This window comes from Curtobacterium sp. Csp1 (assembly GCF_013347185.1).
This window is the reverse complement of sequence record NZ_CP054594.1, coordinates 1,885,387-1,904,474: the sequence shown is the minus strand read 5'-3', so window position 1 is coordinate 1,904,474 and position 19,088 is coordinate 1,885,387. Positions and strand designations below refer to the sequence as shown.

Here is a 19,088-nt window from a genome sequence, read left to right as displayed (position 1 = left end):
GGTGGCGGGGCGTTCCGCACGTCCGGCGCAACCTGAGTGCGGCAACAGGACATGTAGTTAGACAAACTAGGCAACAGGTGCGAAGGTCGTCCCATGCGAACGCAGAGCACCCTGATGCAGCTCCGGGCCAACCCGATGGAGTGGCGCCGCCGTGGGCTCACCCCGCCGGACGCGATCCAGGCCATGGTGGCCGAGCGCCTCGCCGAGCCGGGGCACTCCCAGCCGGTCGGCGATCCGTCCTACCAGGACTTCTTCCGCGCCTGACCGCGGAGCGTCACCTCGGATCCAGCGTCACCACGGACGGACGGGAGGCACGGTGCCAGCTGGCACCGTGCCTCCCGTCCGTCCGTGGGTCGCGACCACGTCGCGACGCGACCCGGTCCGACTGCGCGAGGTAGCGGGCAGGTGACCGTTCGATAGACTCGGGTGGACCATCGGCCCAGCCCGCCGGTGCGGTCCTCCGCCAACGTGAGGAGAACCTCCATGCCCGCAGCAGTCATCATCGGTGCCCAGTGGGGTGACGAGGGCAAGGGGAAGGCCACCGACCTCCTCGGCTCCCGCATCGACTACGTCGTCAAGTTCAACGGTGGCAACAACGCCGGGCACACGGTCGTCGTCGGCGGCGAGAAGTACGCGCTCCACCTGCTGCCGTCCGGCATCCTGACGCCCGGCGTCACCCCGATCATCGGCAACGGCGTCGTCGTCGACCTCGAGGTCCTGTTCCAGGAGCTCGACGCCCTGCGCGCCCGCGGCGTCGACGTGTCGAAGCTGCTCGTGTCGGCGAACGCGCACGTCATCACGCACTACCACCGCACCATCGACAAGGTGACCGAGCGGTTCCTCGGCAAGCGCCAGATCGGCACCACCGGCCGCGGCATCGGCCCGACCTACGCCGACAAGATCAACCGCGTCGGCATCCGCATCCAGGACATCTTCGACGAGAACATCCTCCGGCAGAAGGTCGAGGCGGCCCTCGACCAGAAGAACCACCTGCTCGTCAAGGTCTTCAACCGCCGCGCGATCGACGCGGACGAGGTCGTCGAGTCGCTGCTGTCCTTCGCGGACCGCCTGCGTCCGATGGTCGCCGACACCGCGCTCGAGATCCACCGCGCGCTCGAGCGGGGCGACACCGTCCTGTTCGAGGCCGGGCAGGCAACGATGCTCGACGTCGACCACGGCACCTACCCGTTCGTGACCTCGTCGTCCGCGACCGCCGGTGGCGCCGCGACCGGTTCCGGCATCGGGCCGGGCAAGCTCGAGCGGATCATCGGCATCGTCAAGGCGTACACGACCCGCGTCGGCGCCGGCCCGTTCCCGACCGAGCTGTTCGACGAGTCGGGGGAGTTCCTCCGCGCGAACGGCTTCGAGTTCGGGACCACAACCGGTCGTCCGCGCCGCTGCGGCTGGTACGACGCCCCGATCGCCCGGTACACCGCCCGCATCAACGGCGTGACCGACTTCGTGCTGACGAAGCTCGACGTGCTGACCGGCCTCGAGACCATCCCCGTGTGCGTCGCGTACGAGGTCGACGGCCAGCGCGTGGACGAGGTCCCGGTCAACCAGTCGGACTTCCACCACGCGAAGCCGATCTACCAGGAGTTCCCCGGCTGGACCGAGGACATCACGGGTGCCCGCTCGTTCGAGGACCTGCCGCAGAACGCCCAGGACTACGTGCTGGCGGTCGAGGCGATGTCCGGCGCCCGGATCTCCGCGATCGGTGTCGGCCCCGGCCGTGACGCGATCGTCGTGCGCCACGACCTGCTCGGCGCGGCGCTCTGAGCATGCGGGTCCTGTTCGTCTGCAGCGGCAACATCTGCCGATCGCCCCTCGGTGCCCAGGTCCTGACCGCCCGGCTCGGCCCGGACGCGCACGCGTTCACGGTCGAGTCGGCGGGCACGATCGCCGACGACGGTGCCGCGATGGACGGCCCTGCGGCCGCGCAGTCCGCCCGGCTCGGCGGTGACCCGTCGACGCACCGGTCCCGCTACCTGACGGAGCAGATCGCGGCGTCGGCCGACCTCGTGCTGACGGCCGAGCGGTCGCACCGCGCAGCCGTGGTGTCGCTCGCGCCCCGGGCGGCGAAGCGGGCGTTCACGATCAAGCAGTTCGCGCGGGTGCTCGACGGGCTCGAACCGGAGGACCTGGCCGGCATCGAGACGGCGCAGGACCTGGTCGAGCGGGTCGCCCGGCTCCGGGGGACCGTGCCGCCGCCGGCCGACCCGGCGGACGACGACGTCGACGACCCCTACCGGCGCTCGGACGAGACGCACGTGCGGGTCGCGGACGAGATCGACGCGGCGCTCGCGCCGATCGCGGACGCCCTGCGCGCGCTGCGCTGACGCCGCGCGGCCGCGCTGATCCGAGCGGCCGCGCTACCGCGGCCAGGTCGCGACGACGGCCACGGCGTTGAACAGCACGTGCGCCACGACCGCGGCGCCGATCCGGTTCGTCATCGCGACGAGCGTCCCGGTCAGCAGCCCGAGCACGAACGTCGTCACGAACACCTGGAACCCGCCGAGCGTCGTCGTCGCCGAGCCCAGGAACAGGTGCGACAGGGCGAACAGGAACGCCGTCAGCACCACCGCGAGCCACTGCGTCCGCGGGGTCAGCTCGTCGGCCAGGATGCGCTGGAACAGGCCGCGGAAGAACAGCTCCTCGAGCACGGGGCTGACGAGCACGATGCCGATCGCCGACACGACCAGGAACCCCACGTCGGGAGCCCCGAGCGACGGCGCGGGGGTCAGCCCGGTCGTTCCCGTGAACGAGATCGCCAGGACCACGTCGAGCACCCGCGCCAAGATCACGATGCCGAGCGCGAAGACCAGGTCGCCGAGCTCGATCCGGAACCGGGAGAGCGTGCCCCGGCCCGTCCGCGCGAGCACCCACACGGCACCGAGCGCGAGCGGCACCCACACCGACAGGTCGCCGACGAGCACCTGCAGCACCGGCGTCGGGATCGCCCCGCGGAGCGTCAGGGTGCTGACGATCCGGGCGAGCACGACCGCCACGACGAGTGCGATGAGCAGGGCGACGAGGTCCCGCTGCCGGGCGGTCGATGGCTCGTGGGCGGCCGCTTCCGGCTGGGTCGTCATGGGGCGAGCGTAGAGGACCCCCGACGCGGATCGCGGAGAACAGCCGAGTGGGCCTCGATCATGTGACACTATTTGAATGCCGTCTGCTGGGAAAACCCCCGCAGAGCCTGTGTGGGACCACGGGGACGGCGAGGATCGGGGAAGGACGGCCGCGTGGAACTGCGCGACTACATCACTGTGCTCCGCAAGGGGTGGGTGCTCATCGTGGTGCTCGCCCTGGTGGGGGTGGCGGCCGCGGCCGGTTTCTCCCTGCTGAAGAAGCCGGTGTACTCCGCCTCTGCCCAGGTGTTCGTGTCGACGGAGACGTCTGGCAGCGCGAGTGACCTGGCGCAGGGCAACACCTTCACGCAGCAGCGCGTGCTGACGTACTCGAACCTGGTGCAGACGCCGATCGTGCTCCTGCCGGTGATCTCGTCGCTCAAGTTGGACATGAACGCGGACCAGCTCGCGAAGATGGTCTCGGCGACGGCGCCGACGAGCACCACGCTCATCTCCATCACCGTGAACGACACGAACCCGGTGCAGGCGACCGAGATCGCGAACGCGGTGTCGTCGAGCCTGACCAACGTCGTGCAGGACATCGAGGCCACCGACGCGAACGGCACGAGCACCGTCAAGCTCACCCGCGTCAAGCAGGCCGACGTCCCGCTCAGCCCGGTCAGCCCGAACGTCCCCGTGAACATCGCCCTGGGTCTGCTCGTCGGCCTGGCGCTCGGCGTCGGCATCGCCGTGCTGCGCGAGACGCTCGACAACCGCGTCCGCACCGAGACCGACGTCGAGAAGATCAGCGCCAAGCCCGTCGTCGGTGGCATCGCCTTCGACGGCAAGGCCTCCGAGCGTCCGCTCATCGTGCAGGTCGACCCGCGCAGCCCGCGCGCCGAGTCCTTCCGCACGCTCCGCACGAACCTGCAGTTCCTCGACCTGGGCACCGGCGCACGCACCTTCGTGATGACGTCGTCGATGCAGTCCGAGGGCAAGAGCACCACGGTCGCGAACCTGGCGATCGCGCTCGACAGCGCCGGCTTCCGCGTGATCCTGATCGACGCCGACCTGCGCCGTCCGCGCGTCGGCGAGTACATGGAGGTCGACGGCTCCGCCGGGCTGACCGACGTGCTGATCGGCCGCGCCTCGCTCGAGGACGTCGCCCAGCCCTGGGGCCGCGGCAACCTGGTCGTGCTGCCGGCTGGTCAGATCCCGCCGAACCCGTCGGAGCTGCTCGGCTCGAAGGCCATGCAGGACCTCATCACGACGCTCGAGGGGCAGTTCGACTACGTGCTGTTCGACGCCCCGCCGCTGCTGCCCGTCACCGACGCGGCGATCCTGTCGAAGAAGGCGTCCGGCGCGATCCTCGCCGTCGCCTCCGGCAAGACCCACAAGGGCCAGCTCGCCGCCGCCGTCGCGTCGCTCGAGAACGTCGGTGCTCCCATCGCGGGCTTCGTCATCACGATGATGCCGGTGCGCGGACCGGGTGCGTACGGCTACGGCCGCTACGGCTACGGCTACGGCTACGGACTGGACGAGGCGGAGCCCACCCAGCCCGACACGAAGGCGCCGAAGAAGGCGCGTGGGAAGCTCGGCACGCTGCGCCGGGCCGACCGCTGAGACCGGGGGACGACATGCGTGCAGGCCGGGGGGCCCGAGGCCTCGGCAGTGATCTGAAACGGAACACCCTGATCGGCGTCGCCGCCGTGGTGGTGCTCCTGGTCGTCGTGGACGTCGTGCTCGTCGCGATGGCGCTGGGACGGACCGCACCGGAGGCGGTCGGCTCACCCCGACCCGTCCCCACCTTCGGAGCGTCCTCGGACGCGACGCCGACGCCGTCGGCGTCCGCCACCCCGACACCGGACGCGTCCGCGCAGGGTGCGTCCCAGAGCCCGGCCCGCCGTCTGCTGTCCGCAGTGGACGGACGGGAGGCATGGCGTGCCTCCAGTGCGTCGTGTTCCGTCGCGCAGGTGGTGCTGGAGCACACCGTCGACGGCGGGACCACGTGGACGCCCGTCGCCCTGGGCGACGACGTGCGCGCCGTGTGGGGGATGCGCGCGACCACGGACGGACTCTCGTTGCTGGAGGCCGTCGGTGACGGCTGCGAGGCGACCGAGCGGACCTCCGTCGACGACGGCGTGACCTGGAAGGCGGCGGCAGCCGGCGCCTCGGGCGCCGGCATCACGCCGGACGGCGTGCGCCTCGGCACCACCACCGTCGCGAACCCGTGCCCGGAGCCGCTCGACGCGTTCCAGGGCACCCGCACCGCGATCGTCGTCTGCGACGGCCAGGTCGAGTGGCGCACCGGGACCGCCGCGTGGGTGGACGTGCCGCTCGGCGGCGTCCGCGGCGTCGCGGTCGACGGCAACTCGTACACGCTCGCGCGGGTCGGGGCGTCGGCGTGCGAGGGCGTGCAGGTCGAGACCATGACCGCCATCGGGGTCACGCCGGCGACGCCAACCACCCCGGTGGGGTGCAACCCGGCGCCGACCACGGGGCCGATCGCGATCGACCGGGCGGGGCAGTCCGTGTGGATGTGGGCGGGCGACACGGTCGCGGTGTCCGCGGACGGGGGCAAGACGTGGTGAGCCGGGGCCGACCGTGACGGCGGAGCGGGTCCGGCCGACATCTGCTCCTGCGGCGACGCAGGAGTGGAGCCGCACGTACTCGAGGCGCGTGCTCGTCACGGACCTGCTCGCACTGATCTGGGTCGTGTTCGGCGTGCAGATCGCCTGGCTCGGTCTCAGCTCGAACCTCGCGACGAACACCGCTGACCTGCGGCTCAGCTACTTCGCGATCTCCGTCGTCGTGATCGTCGTGTGGATGACGGCCCTCGCCCTGTACGACACCCGCGGAGCCCGCGTCATCGGCACCGGCAGTGCGGAGTACCGCCTGGTCGCGGACTCGAGCGTGCGGGTGTTCGGCCTGCTCGCGATCGCAGCGTTCCTGCTGCACGTCGACCTGGCCCGTGGCTACGTCCTGATCGCGTTCCCGGTCGGGATCCTGGTCCTGCTGCTCTCGCGATGGATGTGGCGGCAGTGGCTCGTCGCCGAGCGCAAGCACGGGGGCTACTCCGCCCGGGTCCTGCTCGTCGGGTCCACCGCGAGCGTGCTCCACATCGGTCGCGAGCTCGCCCGCACACCCGAGGCTGGCTACCGGGTCGTGGGTGCCGCGGTGTCCAACGGGACCCGTGGTGTCCTGGACGGCTCGACGATCGAGAGCTTCGGCGGCATCGACGACGTGGCGTCAGCGCTCCAGGTGACCGGGGCCGACACCGTCGTCATCACCAGCTCGGACGACCTGCCGCCCGAGCGGGTCCGCCAGCTCAGCTGGTCGCTCGAACCCGGCCGGCAGCACCTGGTCGTCGCGCCCAGCCTGACCGACATCGGTGGTCCACGCATCCACACCCGACCGGTGCAGGGCCTGCCGCTGATCCACGTCGAGACCCCGACGTACTCCGGTCGGAAGCTCTACACGAAGCGGGCCTTCGACCTGGTCGGATCAGCCGCGCTCCTGATCGTCCTGTCCCCGGTGCTGCTCGTCCTCGCGCTCCTCGTCAAGACGTCGTCTCCTGGACCCGTGTTCTTCCTGCAGGAGCGCGTCGGCTTGAACGGCTCGACCTTCCGCATGATCAAGTTCCGCTCGATGGTGGTCGACGCCGAGGCCCGTCTGCAGGAGCTCAGCACGCTCGACCGTGCCGAGGGCAACGCCGTCCTGTTCAAGATGAAGAACGACCCCCGGGTGACCCGGATCGGTGCGTTCATGCGGCGGTACAGCCTGGACGAGGTGCCGCAGCTGTTCAACGTGCTCGTCGGCGACATGTCCCTCGTCGGGCCGCGTCCGCCGCTCGCCCGCGAGGTCGAGCGGTACGACTCCCACGTGCACCGACGGTTCCTGGTGAAGCCCGGACTCACTGGCCTCTGGCAGGTGAGCGGACGTTCGGACCTGTCCTGGGAAGACTCGGTGCGGTTGGACTTGTACTACGTGGAGAACTGGTCCATCACGGGCGACGTGATCCTGCTTTGGAGAACGGTCCGCGCCGTCACCGCGTCGAAGGGCGCGTATTGACAGGCCCGCTCCGCTCATCAACCGGTGCGGAACTTCGTAGCGTCGGCCTGACCCCGAGTGAACTTTGTCCGTTCCTACGCGACTGGAGCAAGAAGTGACCAAAACAGTCGACCGCCAGCCGCGGGTTGCGATCATCGGTACCCGGGGATATCCGAGTTTCTACGGAGGATTCGAGACGGCCGTCCGCCACCTTGCTCCGGCCCTCGCGGACGCGGGATGGGAAGTTACGGTGTACGGGCGCGGGCGAGTTGCTGATGAGGGAGGGGAGGGGGATCCTCGCATCATCACGCGTACCACGCGCGGACTCGAGACCAAGGCGTTCAGCACTCTCTCGTACGGCCTCACTGCTACAGCAGACGCTATCCGGAGAAGAACTGATGTAGCGCTCGTCATGAACGTCGCCAATGGCTACTGGCTTCCACTTCTCAAGCTGCGCGGCATCCCGGTAGCGATGAACGTGGACGGTATCGAGTGGGAGCGCGCGAAGTGGGGCAGAGCCGCGAAGCTGGTATTCCGGCTCGGCGCTCGGCTCTCTGCGATGTTCGCTGAAACGTTGATCGTTGATGCACGCGCCATCGGCGACTTCTGGAAGTCGCGGTATCGCCGGGACAGCACCTTCATCCCGTACGGCGCGATCGAAGACAGTGGCGGTGTGCTTCCCGCCGGGCTTGGCAAGGGGAAGTACGTCCTTCTCGTCGCGCGTTTCGTCCCCGAGAACACAGTGCACGAGTTCTTCGATGCAGTCGAAGTTCTGGCGCCGAACCATGACGTCGTGATCGTCGGATCCGAAGGGTACGGCGGCGACCTTGACAATCGAGCCCGCGATCTGGACGAGCGGTTCGCGCGAGTCCATTGGCTCGGCCACCTGGCCAACGATGAGGTACTCCACGCGCTCTGGTCCGGCGCCGGAGCATACTTTCACGGCCACAGTGTCGGAGGTACGAATCCGGCGCTCGTGCAAGCGATGATGCTGGGTTCCCCGATCGTCGCTCGTGACACCATTTACAACCGCGAGGTACTCGGTAACGAGCACGGCCTTTTCGTGGAGGCGGATGCGGCGAGTATCACCAGCGCCCTGGCTCGAGTGCTTGGCGACGAGGGGTTGCAACGGCAGATCAGCGCGCGGAGCGAAGCGCGGGCCCGAGAGCACTACACGTGGCGAGGAGTGACCGAGAGTTACGAGAAGGCGCTTCGACTGCTGCTCCCGGCGAGAGGGACGCAAAAATCATGACCAGCATCCTCATCGATCAGATCGCCCTGAGTGCGGACGGCAGCGACCGCGGTTTGGGACGGTACGCATCTGTCCTCGGGGCAGCCGCCCATCGCGTGACCGATGCGACTGACATCGTCGGGCTGCCCGAGGACTATGTACTCCCGCTCCGTGTGAACCGAGCGTTGCGAGCTGAGAACCGCGCAAAGATCGCCTATCACGCGACCGGGGCCTACCACCTACCTCTCGTCAAGGACCGGCCTTGGGTCTGTTCCATTCAGGACGTCATACCGCTGGACTTGAAGGCTTACCGCAAGCTGGGCCTGAAGAGCCGTCTGCATTTCGCCAACGCGCGTCGAGCGGACGTGATCGTTGCTAACTCCCGCTACACCGCAGAACGAGTCGAGGCTCGCCTTGGAAGGAGCGCGACCGACATCCCTGTACTCCCGCTCCCCATCGGGGCTCCGTACAGCGACGCGCGGGTCGCTACTCGATACCGTCAGGACTCGAAGCAATACGTGGTCGCGCTTGCTGATTTTCGCTCCACGGACACACGGAAGAGGCTTCATTGGATCAAGCCGGTCGCTGAGAGCCTTCGACAAATCGGCGTCGAGATGGTGGTCGCGGGCCGAGGGCTTGAGGCAGTCCGAGACTGGCCCGTGGCGGTCGAGTCGAACCCCACCGACGAACGCCTCGCAACGCTTTACGCGGGGGCGCTCGCCACTTTCTACCCGTCTGCCTACGAAGGTCAGGGACTACCACCTGCTGAGGCAATGGCCGTGGGCTGTCCGGTGATCGCTTTCCGAAACACGTCGATCTCCGAGGTCGTGGGGACGCCGGAGTTTCTCCTGGACGATCCTGTCCCGTGGTCGTTGCAGGATCTGGAGGCTCCGCTCCCGGTGGAAACGATCAAGGAACTCCTGGCCCGCATCAGCGTCTGGATTGCGGATCCGTCTCTGCATGAAGCACTCGGTAGGGAAGCGCGAGCGCGAACCCTGGCCTGGGGGCAGGATCAGTTCGATGCGGCTCTCGCGGAGCTGTACCGCGGGGTGCAACGTGGCTGAGCGCGTCATGATCAATGACTTCATCTCAGTGCGAGGGAGCAGCGGATCGAGTCGCGGCGCTCGTCGGGTCGAGGAAGCGATCCGTGACGACTTTGACGTCCGGATAGCAGCGCCTCGCCGAGAGCCGGAAGGGCGAGCGCTGCGACTCGCGTTCATGTTGCTCTGGGACTTCCTGATCGTTCCGCTCCGCGCGATGCGAGCAGGAGCAAAGCTGATTGTTCACTGCACGAACACCGGTTGGGCGATCGGCGGTGTTCGAAGCGTCGTTGTGATGCACGACACGATGGTGCTCGACCACCCCGCCTACTTCGGAACAGCATTCCGCTGGTACGCCCATCTTGCGTTCGGTCTCTCAGCAAGAGCGGCTCACCTCGTTGTGACTCCATCCGAGCATTCAAGGCGCCAGATCCTCAACCGGTGGCCGAGCGCGATGGTGAAAGTGATTCCCTGGCCGGTGGAGCTGGCTTCACCGAAGGGCGACCGCGCCCAGCGGAACCGCCGCGTGCTCGTCGTCGCATCTGCGGATCGTCACAAGCGTCTCCCTCTGGCAATTGCGGTCGTAGAGGCGGCCCGGGCACGCAGCGGAGAGGACATCGGGCTGGACCTCGTCGTCCGCAGCGGCAACGACCAGGATGCGCTCATGGCCGCTGTCAGTGGGAACGAGAGCTGGATCCGAGTTCACCGAAGCGTTTCGGAGGTCGCTCTGTCCGACCTCTACCAACAGGCCATCTGTGTCCTGGTCACCTCGATCGACGAAGGCTTCTGTCTCCCTGCTGTGGAGGCTGCTGTGCACGGCACACCTGTCGCGCATGCGGGGCCGGGTGCATTGCCTGAGGTCGCTCCGTTCGACGGCGCGCCTTCGGACGTCCTGATGAGCGATGAGGAGCTGCTGGTGACACGGGTGATCGACCTCCTGGACGATTCGCGAGCGCAGCAAGAGGCGGAACGGTTGAGACAGCACGTTCGAGAGAACTTCTCGCCGGCCCGTGTGCGAACAGCTTGGCTCGAGGCGCTTGAGGCTGTCCGATGCAAGTGACGATCATGCACGGAAGCAACGACGTCTACGGCGCAAGCCGCGTTCTGCTCGACGAAGTCGCTGCCTTGCAGCAGATCGGCCACACTGTGACCGTCGCCCTCCCAGCTCGCGGCCCGCTCACATCGGCACTCGAAGACAACGGTGCACTGGTGAGGATCGACCCAAAGATCGCCGTTCTACGGCGCTCGCGATTGCGGGACGCCCTTCGGCTTCCTGTGCTTCCTTCGTACCTTCGGGATGCGGATCTCGTGGTCCTTTGGACGCTGGCCCTAGCCCTGTATGCTCCGCTCCTCGTGGTCCGGCGCAAGCAGTTCTACTTTTCCGTTCACGAGCTCTTGCTCGGGAGCTTCGGATCAGCGCTCGTCCGTGCCCTGGTCGTCCCGAACTCGGCACCAGTGTTCGCGTGCAGCCGGGCTGTTGCCGCATGGCTCGCGGGTCTCGGCGTCAGCAGGTCGCGTTTGCACGTCACCTACCCCGCCTTCTCGTGGACAGTGCGGGAGCCGTCGACGCCTTCCGAACGCTTCACCATCGCCGTTGTCGGACGTGTCAACGGGCACAAGGGACATCGAGAGGTGACTGAGGCGTTCCTCGCTCGAATCTCCGACCGGCCCACCTGGAGGTTGCTGTTGGTCGGGTCGCCCTACCCGGGACAAGAGGCGGCCTACGACGATGTCAAGGCACTCGTAGGCGGTCACGATCAGATCGAGTTGCTCGGGGAAGTGCCCGGCTTTACGTCGATCTCCCAGCAGCTGGACATCGTCGCCTGTTTCCCGGACAGGCCGGAGCCGTTCGGGCTCGTACCAGTGGAGGCCTGGGCAGAAGGAGTGCGTGCAGCGGGCTTCGACGACGGCGGTGCGGCCGAGGTACTTCGCGTCGTAGACGGTGTGAGGGTCCCGCGTGGAGACGACTCAGTCCGCGCAATCGGAAACGCACTTGACGAAGCATGGAAAGGTCATCGTTCTTGGAGGTCACCAAGTTGCGAAGCGGTTTCGTCCGTCTTTTCATCGGAGGCACGAGTGCGCCGTCTTGAGGCCGTGTTGACAGCTCTGGAAAGCAAGTGAACGTCGACAGTGTCGTCGTGCTCGGCGGCCCTGCATGGGAGACGACCGCGAACCAGACGTCGATGCAGACTGCCCGTGCGCTGAGCTCTTCCGTGCCTGTCTTGTACGTCAGCCGGGCAGATCCTCGTCCGATCCGGGCTCGAATCGCGGCCGTGCTATCCCGCTCGAGAGGCTCCCGCAAATCGCGCGCGATCCCCGAGGGGCACGATCTCATCCTCGTCGGACCTCCGCCGTGGGCCGATTGGCTTCCATTGGTGAGGCCAGCGTTCACACGCGCCGTTGTCCGGCGCGTCCTGATGAGGCGCATCGATGTGCAACTGCGTCGGCGAGGGTTGTCGAAACCGGGCCTCATCGCCTACTGGTGGATGTTCCCGGAGATCGTCGCCAGCCCGAGGTGGACTTGGCGTGTCTTCGATGTCATCGACCGGCACTGGGGATATGTCTGGCTGAGGGACGATCATGCACGCAACGCCAACCTCTCCCTTGCGATCCAGAGCGCTCAGGCCGCGGACAACGTCTTCGCTGTGACATCAGGTCTCGCTTCGGAGTTGTCGTCCGAGTCTGGCGTACCTGTCGAGGTGCTTCCGAACGCGGTGGACCTTGAGCGAGTCAAAGCGATCTTCAACAACACCCCGAGGGCGGTACGTTCGCTGAACGGCAGGACTGCGGTCTACGTCGGGGGCTGGAACGAGCGCGTCGACATGGGGCTCTTCGAACGGATCGTCGTTGAGCACACTGACTGGAACTTCGTCATCATCGGCGGCGGAACAGAGGCTGTGCCAGCGCTTGCAGGGGACAACGTGTACTTCCTCGGCGATCTGGACTACGACTCAGCAATGCAGGTCATGTCGTCCGCGTCGGTTGGGATGCTTCCGTTTCGAGACAACGACTACACTCGTGCAAGTAGTTTTCTGAAGGTCTTCGACTACCTTGCAGCAGGCCTCGCAGTCATCGCTACACCATTCGAAGCAACGCAGCAGTTGGCAGACGAACATCCCGAGGTAGTGACGGCTTTGCCCGCCGATCGCTGGTCCGAATACTTCCGAAGTGAGATCTGGGCGTCTGACGTCCTGGTGGACCTTGACGAACTTCCGAGCACGGCTGAGCGTGCGGCGCGATTGGCCACGATCCGATCGGGCTCCTCGGAGAACGCGGCATGAACCCGTTCGGAGTCGCACTGGCAGCCTTGGTGGGTATCTACTTTGCGCTTTTCATCCTCACCAAGCCATCCAGGCTGGCCATCCTCCTCGTCGCAGGCATGTTCGTTACGCGTCTCAATGTGGATGTTGGAGGGCTCAACTTCCGACCAGAGACACTTGCTGGTCTCCTCGCCGGAATAGCGCTGCTCTCGCCGAAGAGAACCGGGCGCTCGCTGCCCGTATCTACTGTCGTATCGATCGGCGCTGTTCTCCTGTGGCTCTTGCTCGGAGCGATGTCATCGGTCATCGGCTCACCCGAGCTGAGCAAATCGCTCAGTGTATTGATCTGGTGCCTTCTAAGCGTGGTGTCCGCCGTGTGGATCGCTCGCAATCCGGATCAATGGAAGAGGATGATCCGGATCGGCGCCGTGATCGCGTTGATCTCCTCAGCGCTTGCCGTCCTCTTCTGGGCGGCCGCATCCGCCGGGCTTTCGAAAGTAGGAGTGCAGGTCGACCCGACTTACGGAGGATACGCATCCTACGTGGCATCGATTGAAGCGAACGTCCTCGCCGGCCTGCTTTGCCTTTGGGGGATTGTGGCCGCTTGGAATCCACTCGGCGCCATCAACCGGGGCGTCCAGAGGGGCCTCGTGATGGCCGCACCGATCGCAATCCTCACTACGCACACCCGTGCGGCTTTGGTCTCACTGATCCTCGGCCTCTGCGTTGTCTTCGTTTGTCGACGTTCAGCTCGAGGTCTCGTCCTAGGCGCTGGGTTCATTGGCGGAGTGGCCAGTATGTGGCTTCTGTTCTCCGGCGGTGACAGTGGCTTCGCCAAGTTCGGCAACTTGTTCGACACGTCGGGTGGAACTGGCGGGCTCCGCCTGCAACTCAACACCTTGGCCTTTGAAGAGTGGAAGAGCTCCGATTCCACGCTGCTGGGCCTCGGCTGGAACTCCTTTGGACAGCGTCACGTTGATCCGACGAGGCCCTTCTTGAACCTGCCCGCTTACATCGGAAACCTACCGCTCCAACTCGTCTATGACGGTGGTCTTCTCGCGCTCGCCACGGTAGCTCTGGGTGCGTCCATCGTGGTGATCATTCTCGTTACGCGGAAGAGAGGGGGGTTGGTCCTCGCTCTCGCCGTTCCTTACCTGTTGTTCTCGCTTTCAACGAGCGTGCTCTGGCTGTTCGAGACGTGGTTCTGGGTTGGTCTTGCGTGGGGACTGATGGCTGATGGCAGGACGAGCGAGGACTTGCCGGGCCGAGACATCACCGGCCTTTCGGAGGCACGTGTTTAGGTTCTTGAGAGATGGCGGCCTCTTGTTCCTGGCGGAAGGGATCTCGAGACTGGTCGCGTTCTCCGTGACCTTCGTCATCGCTCGTCGCGTGGGCCTCTCTGAAGTGGCCGTCATCACGCTCGCGCAGTCCCTGCTGGCCTACGCGACGGTCGCGGGTGACGGCGGGATGGGCACCGGGGCGGTCACTCGGATCGTCGGAGGGGAGAGCGTTCGTGCGATCGTGCGGGGTACTGCGCGAACGCAGCTCGGTCTGACGCTTGTCGCGAGCTTGGTCGTCGTGCCGATAGTCGCTTCGAGCGCAGGGTGGCCCCTCGCGATCGTGCTCGCCGCGACGCCGTTCGCGATCGCATCGTCGACGAGCTACGTCCTACAAGCACGACAAGACGTCGCCTCGATCGCCGCTGCGCGTATTTCTGGGAACGTCGTCACGGCGGGCGTCGGCGTCCTCGCGGCGAGCTCGGCTCTGCCGCTTCCGCTCATCGCTGCCGCCTATCCGCTGGGAGCTCTGACCACGGCGCTCGTAGGTAATTTGCGTGCGGGGACAAGACCTGGCGACCTGCTCGGGCGCCCGTCGCTGGCGTTCTTGCTCTCGGACTGGAAGCACGGCCTCGGACTGTTCGGGTACACCCTCACCGTGCATTTCTACGCGTCAGTGCTCTTGATTCTCTCGTCAACGCTGTCGGGCGGTGCGAACCTGGTCGACATCGCGCTCGCGACTCGGCTCCTCCTGATCTTCAGCATCCCGGCGCAGATCATCGAGTCGATCCTGCTACCGCGTTACGCGAGGCGATCGGGCAGCGACGGGTTTAGAGGTCGTGTCCTCCGCGACGCAGTCCTTGGCTTCGTCGCAGGCTGCATCGCCTGCGCGGCTCTCGTGGTCGCAGCACCGATCTACGTTCCCCTGCTGTTCGGGCCGTCCGCCGAAGGTGCGGTGGGCACCGTGCAATCAGTCGTTCTGCAGGTCCCCATCTCGATCGCGACTTCTGTTCTCAGCGCGGGCTTGCTGGCCCGACGTCGATCGCTGGGCTTGACCATCGCCTACATGTCGGCTGCTGTGATCCAGGTTATTTGGGCGGTGTCATTCGCTTCTTCTGGCCCGGAGCGGATGGGTCTCGCGATCGTTGTCAGCGAGATCGGTTTGGCTCTCGGCGCCATGATCGCCTTCTCACGCACGAAGGCGACGCCGGCGGTCGCGTCGGGCGCCTGACCCTTCAGGTGGGCAAATCACGGATGCGGCGCGCTGGGACGCCCGCATACAAACCGTCCGCTTCCGTGGAGCTGGCGACAACTGCGCCAGCGGCGATGACACAACCTGCTGCTACACGCACCCCAGCTAGGACCGTCACATTTGCACCGATCCAGCATCCATCGCCTACGTGGATCGAATCGACGACACTACGGCCGGCGCGTTGCGCAGAGTGCCCGATTTCGTGCGTTGTCGCCGCAAACACTGTGCGCGGACCGACGTACACGTGCGCCCCAAGGACGATCTCTCCATCGTCGATGAAGCATGAGTGGTTGATGAATGAACGTTCGCCGACCTTCAATCGGCTCGTCTTGATCAGCGTTCGAGATCGGATGACCGCTGTCGGTGCGATCTCGTACCCGATCGCGGCCATCATCGTCACGCGAGTTCTAGCAGGCACGATGTGCCGCATCAGGACGATGTTCGTGATGATTCGGCGGACACGGCCAGGCATGACGACAGGCTAGTGGAGTCAACAGGCCGTACCCGTCTGTCAAGCCCGGACCTCGTTCGATCACGCGGTCTCCAGACCAGTTGATGCAGCGCGCGCGCTGTGCTCTCAGCCGAGGGCCCTAGGGCGTGTGGTGGGGAGGAGATGGACAGCAAGCGAACCGGAGAGGCCTAGGCGAGGGGAAACGAGACGAATACAGCCGAGCGTGCGACGGGTGCTCATTTTTCTGTGAGAATGAACAGTACGCGTCCGAACCGGGACGCTGGCGTCTGTCGGACAGGGGACAGCAAGTTGGATCAGATATTGATCGTCGGAGCCGCAGGGTGGCAGAACGCAGGTGACGATCTGCTTGCAGAGGAGCTGCGCGACTACGTGGCCGACAACGGGCACCGAGCCCGTCTGGTCGGAGGGCCCAAGGTGCGCGCCATCGACAAGGCGAACGGCCTTGAGATGGGCGGGTCGATCCGAGAGCGATTTGCCCTGGTGCGGGCGATCGCTCGCTCTAGAGGCGTTCTCATCGGGGGCGGCGGGCTACTCGACGATCGGCGTGCGCTCTTCTACAGGCCGTTCACTCGGGCAGCCGCTGTGGCACGCGTCTTACGGGTGCCCTATGCGTTTGTTGGCGTCGGCGTCGGCCCCATACGAAGCGCTCGCACCGCTCGGAACTACCGGTGTGCCGTACGTGGTGCTCGAAGGACGCTGGTTCGTGACCAGGAATCGGCCGAGCGCCTGATCGAGATTGGGTGTGCAGCCGCGGACATCGAAGTCGTGGGTGACCCGGTGACGTGGAGGGCGATTAAGTCGTCTTCGCGACGGACGTACGAGTGGGCGGTCAACCTCCGAGAATGGGAGCCGCCCTCGCGAGACGAGGGTTTCATGTTCGACGCCGAGCGTGTCACGGAGAACATCGCCCGGTGCCTCGCGGAAGTTGTCGACGAGAACGACCGCGTCGTCCTCGTATCGATGAGCGAGTTGAAAGGAGATGACGATCGCGTGGCGCTCGAGCGACTCCGGGTCGCCGCCGGGCACCCTGAGTGGCCGATTGTGTCGGGTCTGGACGTGGCTAGCCGAACTCTCGAGGACTCTCGCAACGTCCTTTCGATGCGCTTGCACGGATGTCTGATTGCGGCGCGCTCAGGAGCCAGAGTCCTCGGATTGGCGTACGAGCCGAAGGTCACGCAGCAGGCCCGCAGGGTCGGTTTCGTGAGTCTGTCGGTTGAGGATGCGGCCCAGGCCGTTTCACTTCGTGAGGCGATTGCGTCAATGACGGAAGCGCAGGACTCTGCGGGCTCCTCGCCGGAATGGCCTCTCTAGACCTGATTCACGTGTCGATTGGCCCCATGAGCGCACCCCGCTGCCTCTCCCCTGAGGCGCTTGGCTGTGGCAACTTCGTCGAAGACACTCTGAACTCAGTCGTGGCCAGGCTTGCCTGCTGCAGGCCCCGCGCACGCATCCTTCAGGGACTCAGCAGAGCTGTCTGACGAGCTCTTGCACCTGAAGGGCAGCACAATTGGTATCAGCGCTGACGAGGGCGCGGCCAGGTGCTGGACAGGCGCCGCAGGGCCAAGATTCGGGGAACGGGCCATAAGATCGCTTCATGTCCGACCTGCCCGAGTCGCGACGCACTGCTGTACGCCGGGGGAACAGGGCCCGGATCGTGCTGTGGATCGTCTTGGCCGTCGTCCTGCTCGTCATCCTCGCCGTCGCCTGGGTGGGGGTGCGCGGTGTGCTCGCGAAGGGCCACCTGGAGAACGCCGTCGCCGACGTCCAGACGCTCCGGACACAGCTGACCGGCGGCGACACCGCGAGCGCAGAGAAGACTGCGGCGCACCTGGAGGACGAGGCCGGCGCGGCCCGCTCGTTGACGGGCGATCCGATCTGGCGTGCTTCGGAGCACGTTCCGTTCTTCGGCACCAACCTGCGTGCCGTCCGGCAGATCGCCGGCGTGGTCGACGACGTGTCGCAGGGCGCGGTGAGCCCCGTCGCGAGTGTCGTCGGCAAGCTCGGCACGGATTCGTTCGCGCCGAAGAACGGCAAGGTCGACCTGCAGCCCCTCTTGCAGGCGCAGGCACCGGTCGCAAGGGCGACCGCGACGATCGACAAGGCGGTCACGGACGCCGATGCGATCGACACGGCAAACACGCTTTCTCCGGTGACGTCCGCGGTGAACCAGCTTCGGAACGCCCTGACGTCCGTGCACGGGCAGGTCGACACCGCGAACCGCGTCGTGCAGCTCGCCCCGGCGATGCTCGGCGCCGACGGCGACCGCCAGTACCTGCTGCTCTTCCAGAACAACGCCGAGCTGCGTGCCGGGGGCGGCATTCCCGGCGCCGTGGCGCTGCTCAACGTGAACGACGGCTCCGTCGCGTTCGGTGACCAGCGGTCGGGCTCCTCGTTCGGCCCGTACCCGCAGTCGGTGCTCCCACTCGACGACGGCACGAAGGCGCTCTACGGCGACATCACCGGGCAGTACATGCAGGACGTGACGCTCACCCCCCGTTTCGACGTCTCCGGCAAGCTCGCCCAGGCGATGTGGCGGCGGGAGACCGGCCAGCAGGTGAACGGCGTCATCGCCATCGACCCCGTGACCCTCGGCTACCTCCTCAAGGCGACCGGGCCCGTGCAGCTCGCGACCGGTGACACGCTCACGTCCGACAACGCCGTCAAGCTGCTGCTGAGCGAGGCGTACGCGAAGTACTCCGACCCGAAGATGCAGGACGCGTTCTTCGCCTCGGCGGCCAGCGCGGTGTTCGAGAAGGTCTCGAGCGGCGGGTTCAACGCGAAGCAGTTCGTCGCCGCGCTGACGCAGTCGGCGGGCGAGGGACGGCTCCGGCTCTGGAGCGCCGACGCGTCCGAGGAACAGCTCATCGACGGTACGGCAGTCTCCGGCGCGCTGCCGACGGCGGACGAAGAGACCCGGCAGTTCGGCGTCTACCTGAACGACGGCACCGGCTCGAAGATGGACTACTACCTGCAGAAGACGGTCTCGGTCGGGTCGTCGGTCTGCCGGAAGGACGGCTTGCCGACCTCCGCGGTCGAGGTGACGATCAAGAACACCGCGCCGGCAGACGCCGCCACGAGCTTGCCTGCGTACGTTACAGGCGGAGGGACCTACGGCACGAAACCGGGCGAGATCAAGACGCTCATCGCGGTCTACGCGCCGACGAACGCGATCTTCCTCGGCGCCTCGCAGGACGGCAAGGCGGTCGGCGTGCAGACGGCGACCGACGACGGTCACCCGGTCGCGCAGCTACGGACCGTCCTGGCACCGGGCGAGAGCGCGACGTTCCGCGTCGCCTTCCTCGGGCAGGCGAAGAACGCGAAGGCCGGCACCGAAGTGCTGTCCACCCCCGGCGTCGAGCAGACCGAGACCCTGCCGCTGCGCTTCGACTGCGCTGCGCCGGTGCCGCAAGGCTGATCGCGAACCATAGACCCGCG

The 19,088-nt window shown here is 66.5% G+C and carries 17 protein-coding genes; 15 read left to right on the top strand and 2 right to left on the bottom strand.

The window, feature by feature from the left end:
• Positions 1–93: 93 nt before the first annotated feature.
• From HUN58_RS09140 to HUN58_RS09130, 3 genes are all read left to right on the top strand, one after another.
• Positions 94–264 (top strand): hypothetical protein, encoded by a 171-nt coding sequence (locus HUN58_RS09140; protein ID WP_167509991.1) that lies wholly within the window; start codon positions 94–96, stop codon positions 262–264.
• Between the two features lie 219 nt (positions 265–483).
• Positions 484–1,779 (top strand): adenylosuccinate synthase, encoded by a 1,296-nt coding sequence (locus HUN58_RS09135; RefSeq protein ID WP_141860223.1) that lies wholly within the window; start codon positions 484–486, stop codon positions 1,777–1,779.
• Positions 1,780–1,781: 2 nt separating this feature from the next.
• Positions 1,782–2,339 (top strand): hypothetical protein, encoded by a 558-nt coding sequence (locus HUN58_RS09130; RefSeq protein ID WP_180225709.1) that lies wholly within the window; start codon positions 1,782–1,784, stop codon positions 2,337–2,339.
• Between the two features lie 33 nt (positions 2,340–2,372).
• On the opposite strand, the gene HUN58_RS09125 is transcribed toward HUN58_RS09130, so the two are convergent.
• Complete coding sequence (locus tag HUN58_RS09125; RefSeq protein ID WP_144803001.1) at positions 2,373–3,092, bottom strand: CPBP family intramembrane glutamic endopeptidase; 720 nt, start codon at positions 3,090–3,092, stop codon at positions 2,373–2,375.
• Between the two features lie 153 nt (positions 3,093–3,245).
• On the opposite strand from HUN58_RS09125, the gene HUN58_RS09120 reads away from it, so the two are divergent.
• The 10 genes from HUN58_RS09120 (at position 3,246) to HUN58_RS09075 (ending at position 15,160) form a co-directional block, all read left to right on the top strand.
• Positions 3,246–4,694 (top strand): polysaccharide biosynthesis tyrosine autokinase, encoded by a 1,449-nt coding sequence (locus tag HUN58_RS09120; RefSeq protein ID WP_180225708.1) that lies wholly within the window; start codon positions 3,246–3,248, stop codon positions 4,692–4,694.
• A 14-nt stretch (positions 4,695–4,708) separates the two neighbouring features.
• Positions 4,709–5,662: a hypothetical protein gene (locus HUN58_RS09115; protein WP_180224570.1), complete on the top strand. Its 954-nt coding sequence runs from the start codon at positions 4,709–4,711 to the stop codon at positions 5,660–5,662.
• A gap of 13 nt (positions 5,663–5,675) precedes the next feature.
• Positions 5,676–7,142 carry a sugar transferase gene (locus tag HUN58_RS09110; RefSeq protein ID WP_208745473.1) on the top strand — a complete coding sequence of 489 codons (1,467 nt, stop codon included), beginning with the start codon at positions 5,676–5,678 and terminating at the stop codon, positions 7,140–7,142.
• Between the two features lie 94 nt (positions 7,143–7,236).
• Positions 7,237–8,373: a glycosyltransferase gene (locus HUN58_RS09105; RefSeq protein ID WP_208745472.1), complete on the top strand. Its 1,137-nt coding sequence runs from the start codon at positions 7,237–7,239 to the stop codon at positions 8,371–8,373.
• Complete coding sequence (locus HUN58_RS09100) at positions 8,370–9,416, top strand: glycosyltransferase (RefSeq protein WP_208745471.1); 1,047 nt, start codon at positions 8,370–8,372, stop codon at positions 9,414–9,416. The genes HUN58_RS09105 and HUN58_RS09100 overlap by 4 nt, the downstream gene beginning before the upstream one ends.
• A gap of 7 nt (positions 9,417–9,423) precedes the next feature.
• Positions 9,424–10,452, top strand: a complete 1,029-nt coding sequence (locus HUN58_RS09095; RefSeq protein WP_208745470.1) for a glycosyltransferase — start codon at positions 9,424–9,426, stop codon at positions 10,450–10,452.
• 5 nt (positions 10,453–10,457) lie between these two features.
• Positions 10,458–11,513, top strand: coding sequence for a glycosyltransferase family 4 protein (locus tag HUN58_RS09090; protein ID WP_254631683.1), 1,056 nt, complete (start codon positions 10,458–10,460; stop codon positions 11,511–11,513).
• Between the two features lie 254 nt (positions 11,514–11,767).
• Positions 11,768–12,673, top strand: a complete 906-nt coding sequence (locus HUN58_RS09085; protein ID WP_254631657.1) for a glycosyltransferase — start codon at positions 11,768–11,770, stop codon at positions 12,671–12,673.
• Positions 12,670–13,953 (top strand): hypothetical protein, encoded by a 1,284-nt coding sequence (locus tag HUN58_RS09080; protein WP_208745467.1) that lies wholly within the window; start codon positions 12,670–12,672, stop codon positions 13,951–13,953. Before HUN58_RS09085 ends, HUN58_RS09080 begins: the two co-directional genes overlap by 4 nt.
• Positions 13,954–14,017: 64 nt before the next feature.
• Positions 14,018–15,160 (top strand): lipopolysaccharide biosynthesis protein, encoded by a 1,143-nt coding sequence (locus HUN58_RS09075; protein ID WP_208745466.1) that lies wholly within the window; start codon positions 14,018–14,020, stop codon positions 15,158–15,160.
• 4 nt (positions 15,161–15,164) lie between these two features.
• On the opposite strand, the gene HUN58_RS09070 is transcribed toward HUN58_RS09075, so the two are convergent.
• On the bottom strand, positions 15,165–15,653 hold the full coding sequence (locus HUN58_RS09070) for a DapH/DapD/GlmU-related protein (RefSeq protein ID WP_217488594.1): 489 nt from the start codon (positions 15,651–15,653) through the stop codon (positions 15,165–15,167).
• Positions 15,654–15,953: 300 nt separating this feature from the next.
• Here HUN58_RS09070 and HUN58_RS09065 point away from each other — a divergent pair, with 300 nt between their 5' ends.
• Together HUN58_RS09065 and HUN58_RS09060 are read left to right on the top strand one after the other, a co-directional pair.
• Positions 15,954–16,964, top strand: coding sequence for a polysaccharide pyruvyl transferase family protein (locus HUN58_RS09065; protein WP_208745465.1), 1,011 nt, complete (start codon positions 15,954–15,956; stop codon positions 16,962–16,964).
• Between the two features lie 283 nt (positions 16,965–17,247).
• Positions 17,248–19,068: a DUF4012 domain-containing protein gene (locus HUN58_RS09060; protein ID WP_208745464.1), complete on the top strand. Its 1,821-nt coding sequence runs from the start codon at positions 17,248–17,250 to the stop codon at positions 19,066–19,068.
• Positions 19,069–19,088: the final 20 nt, after the last annotated feature.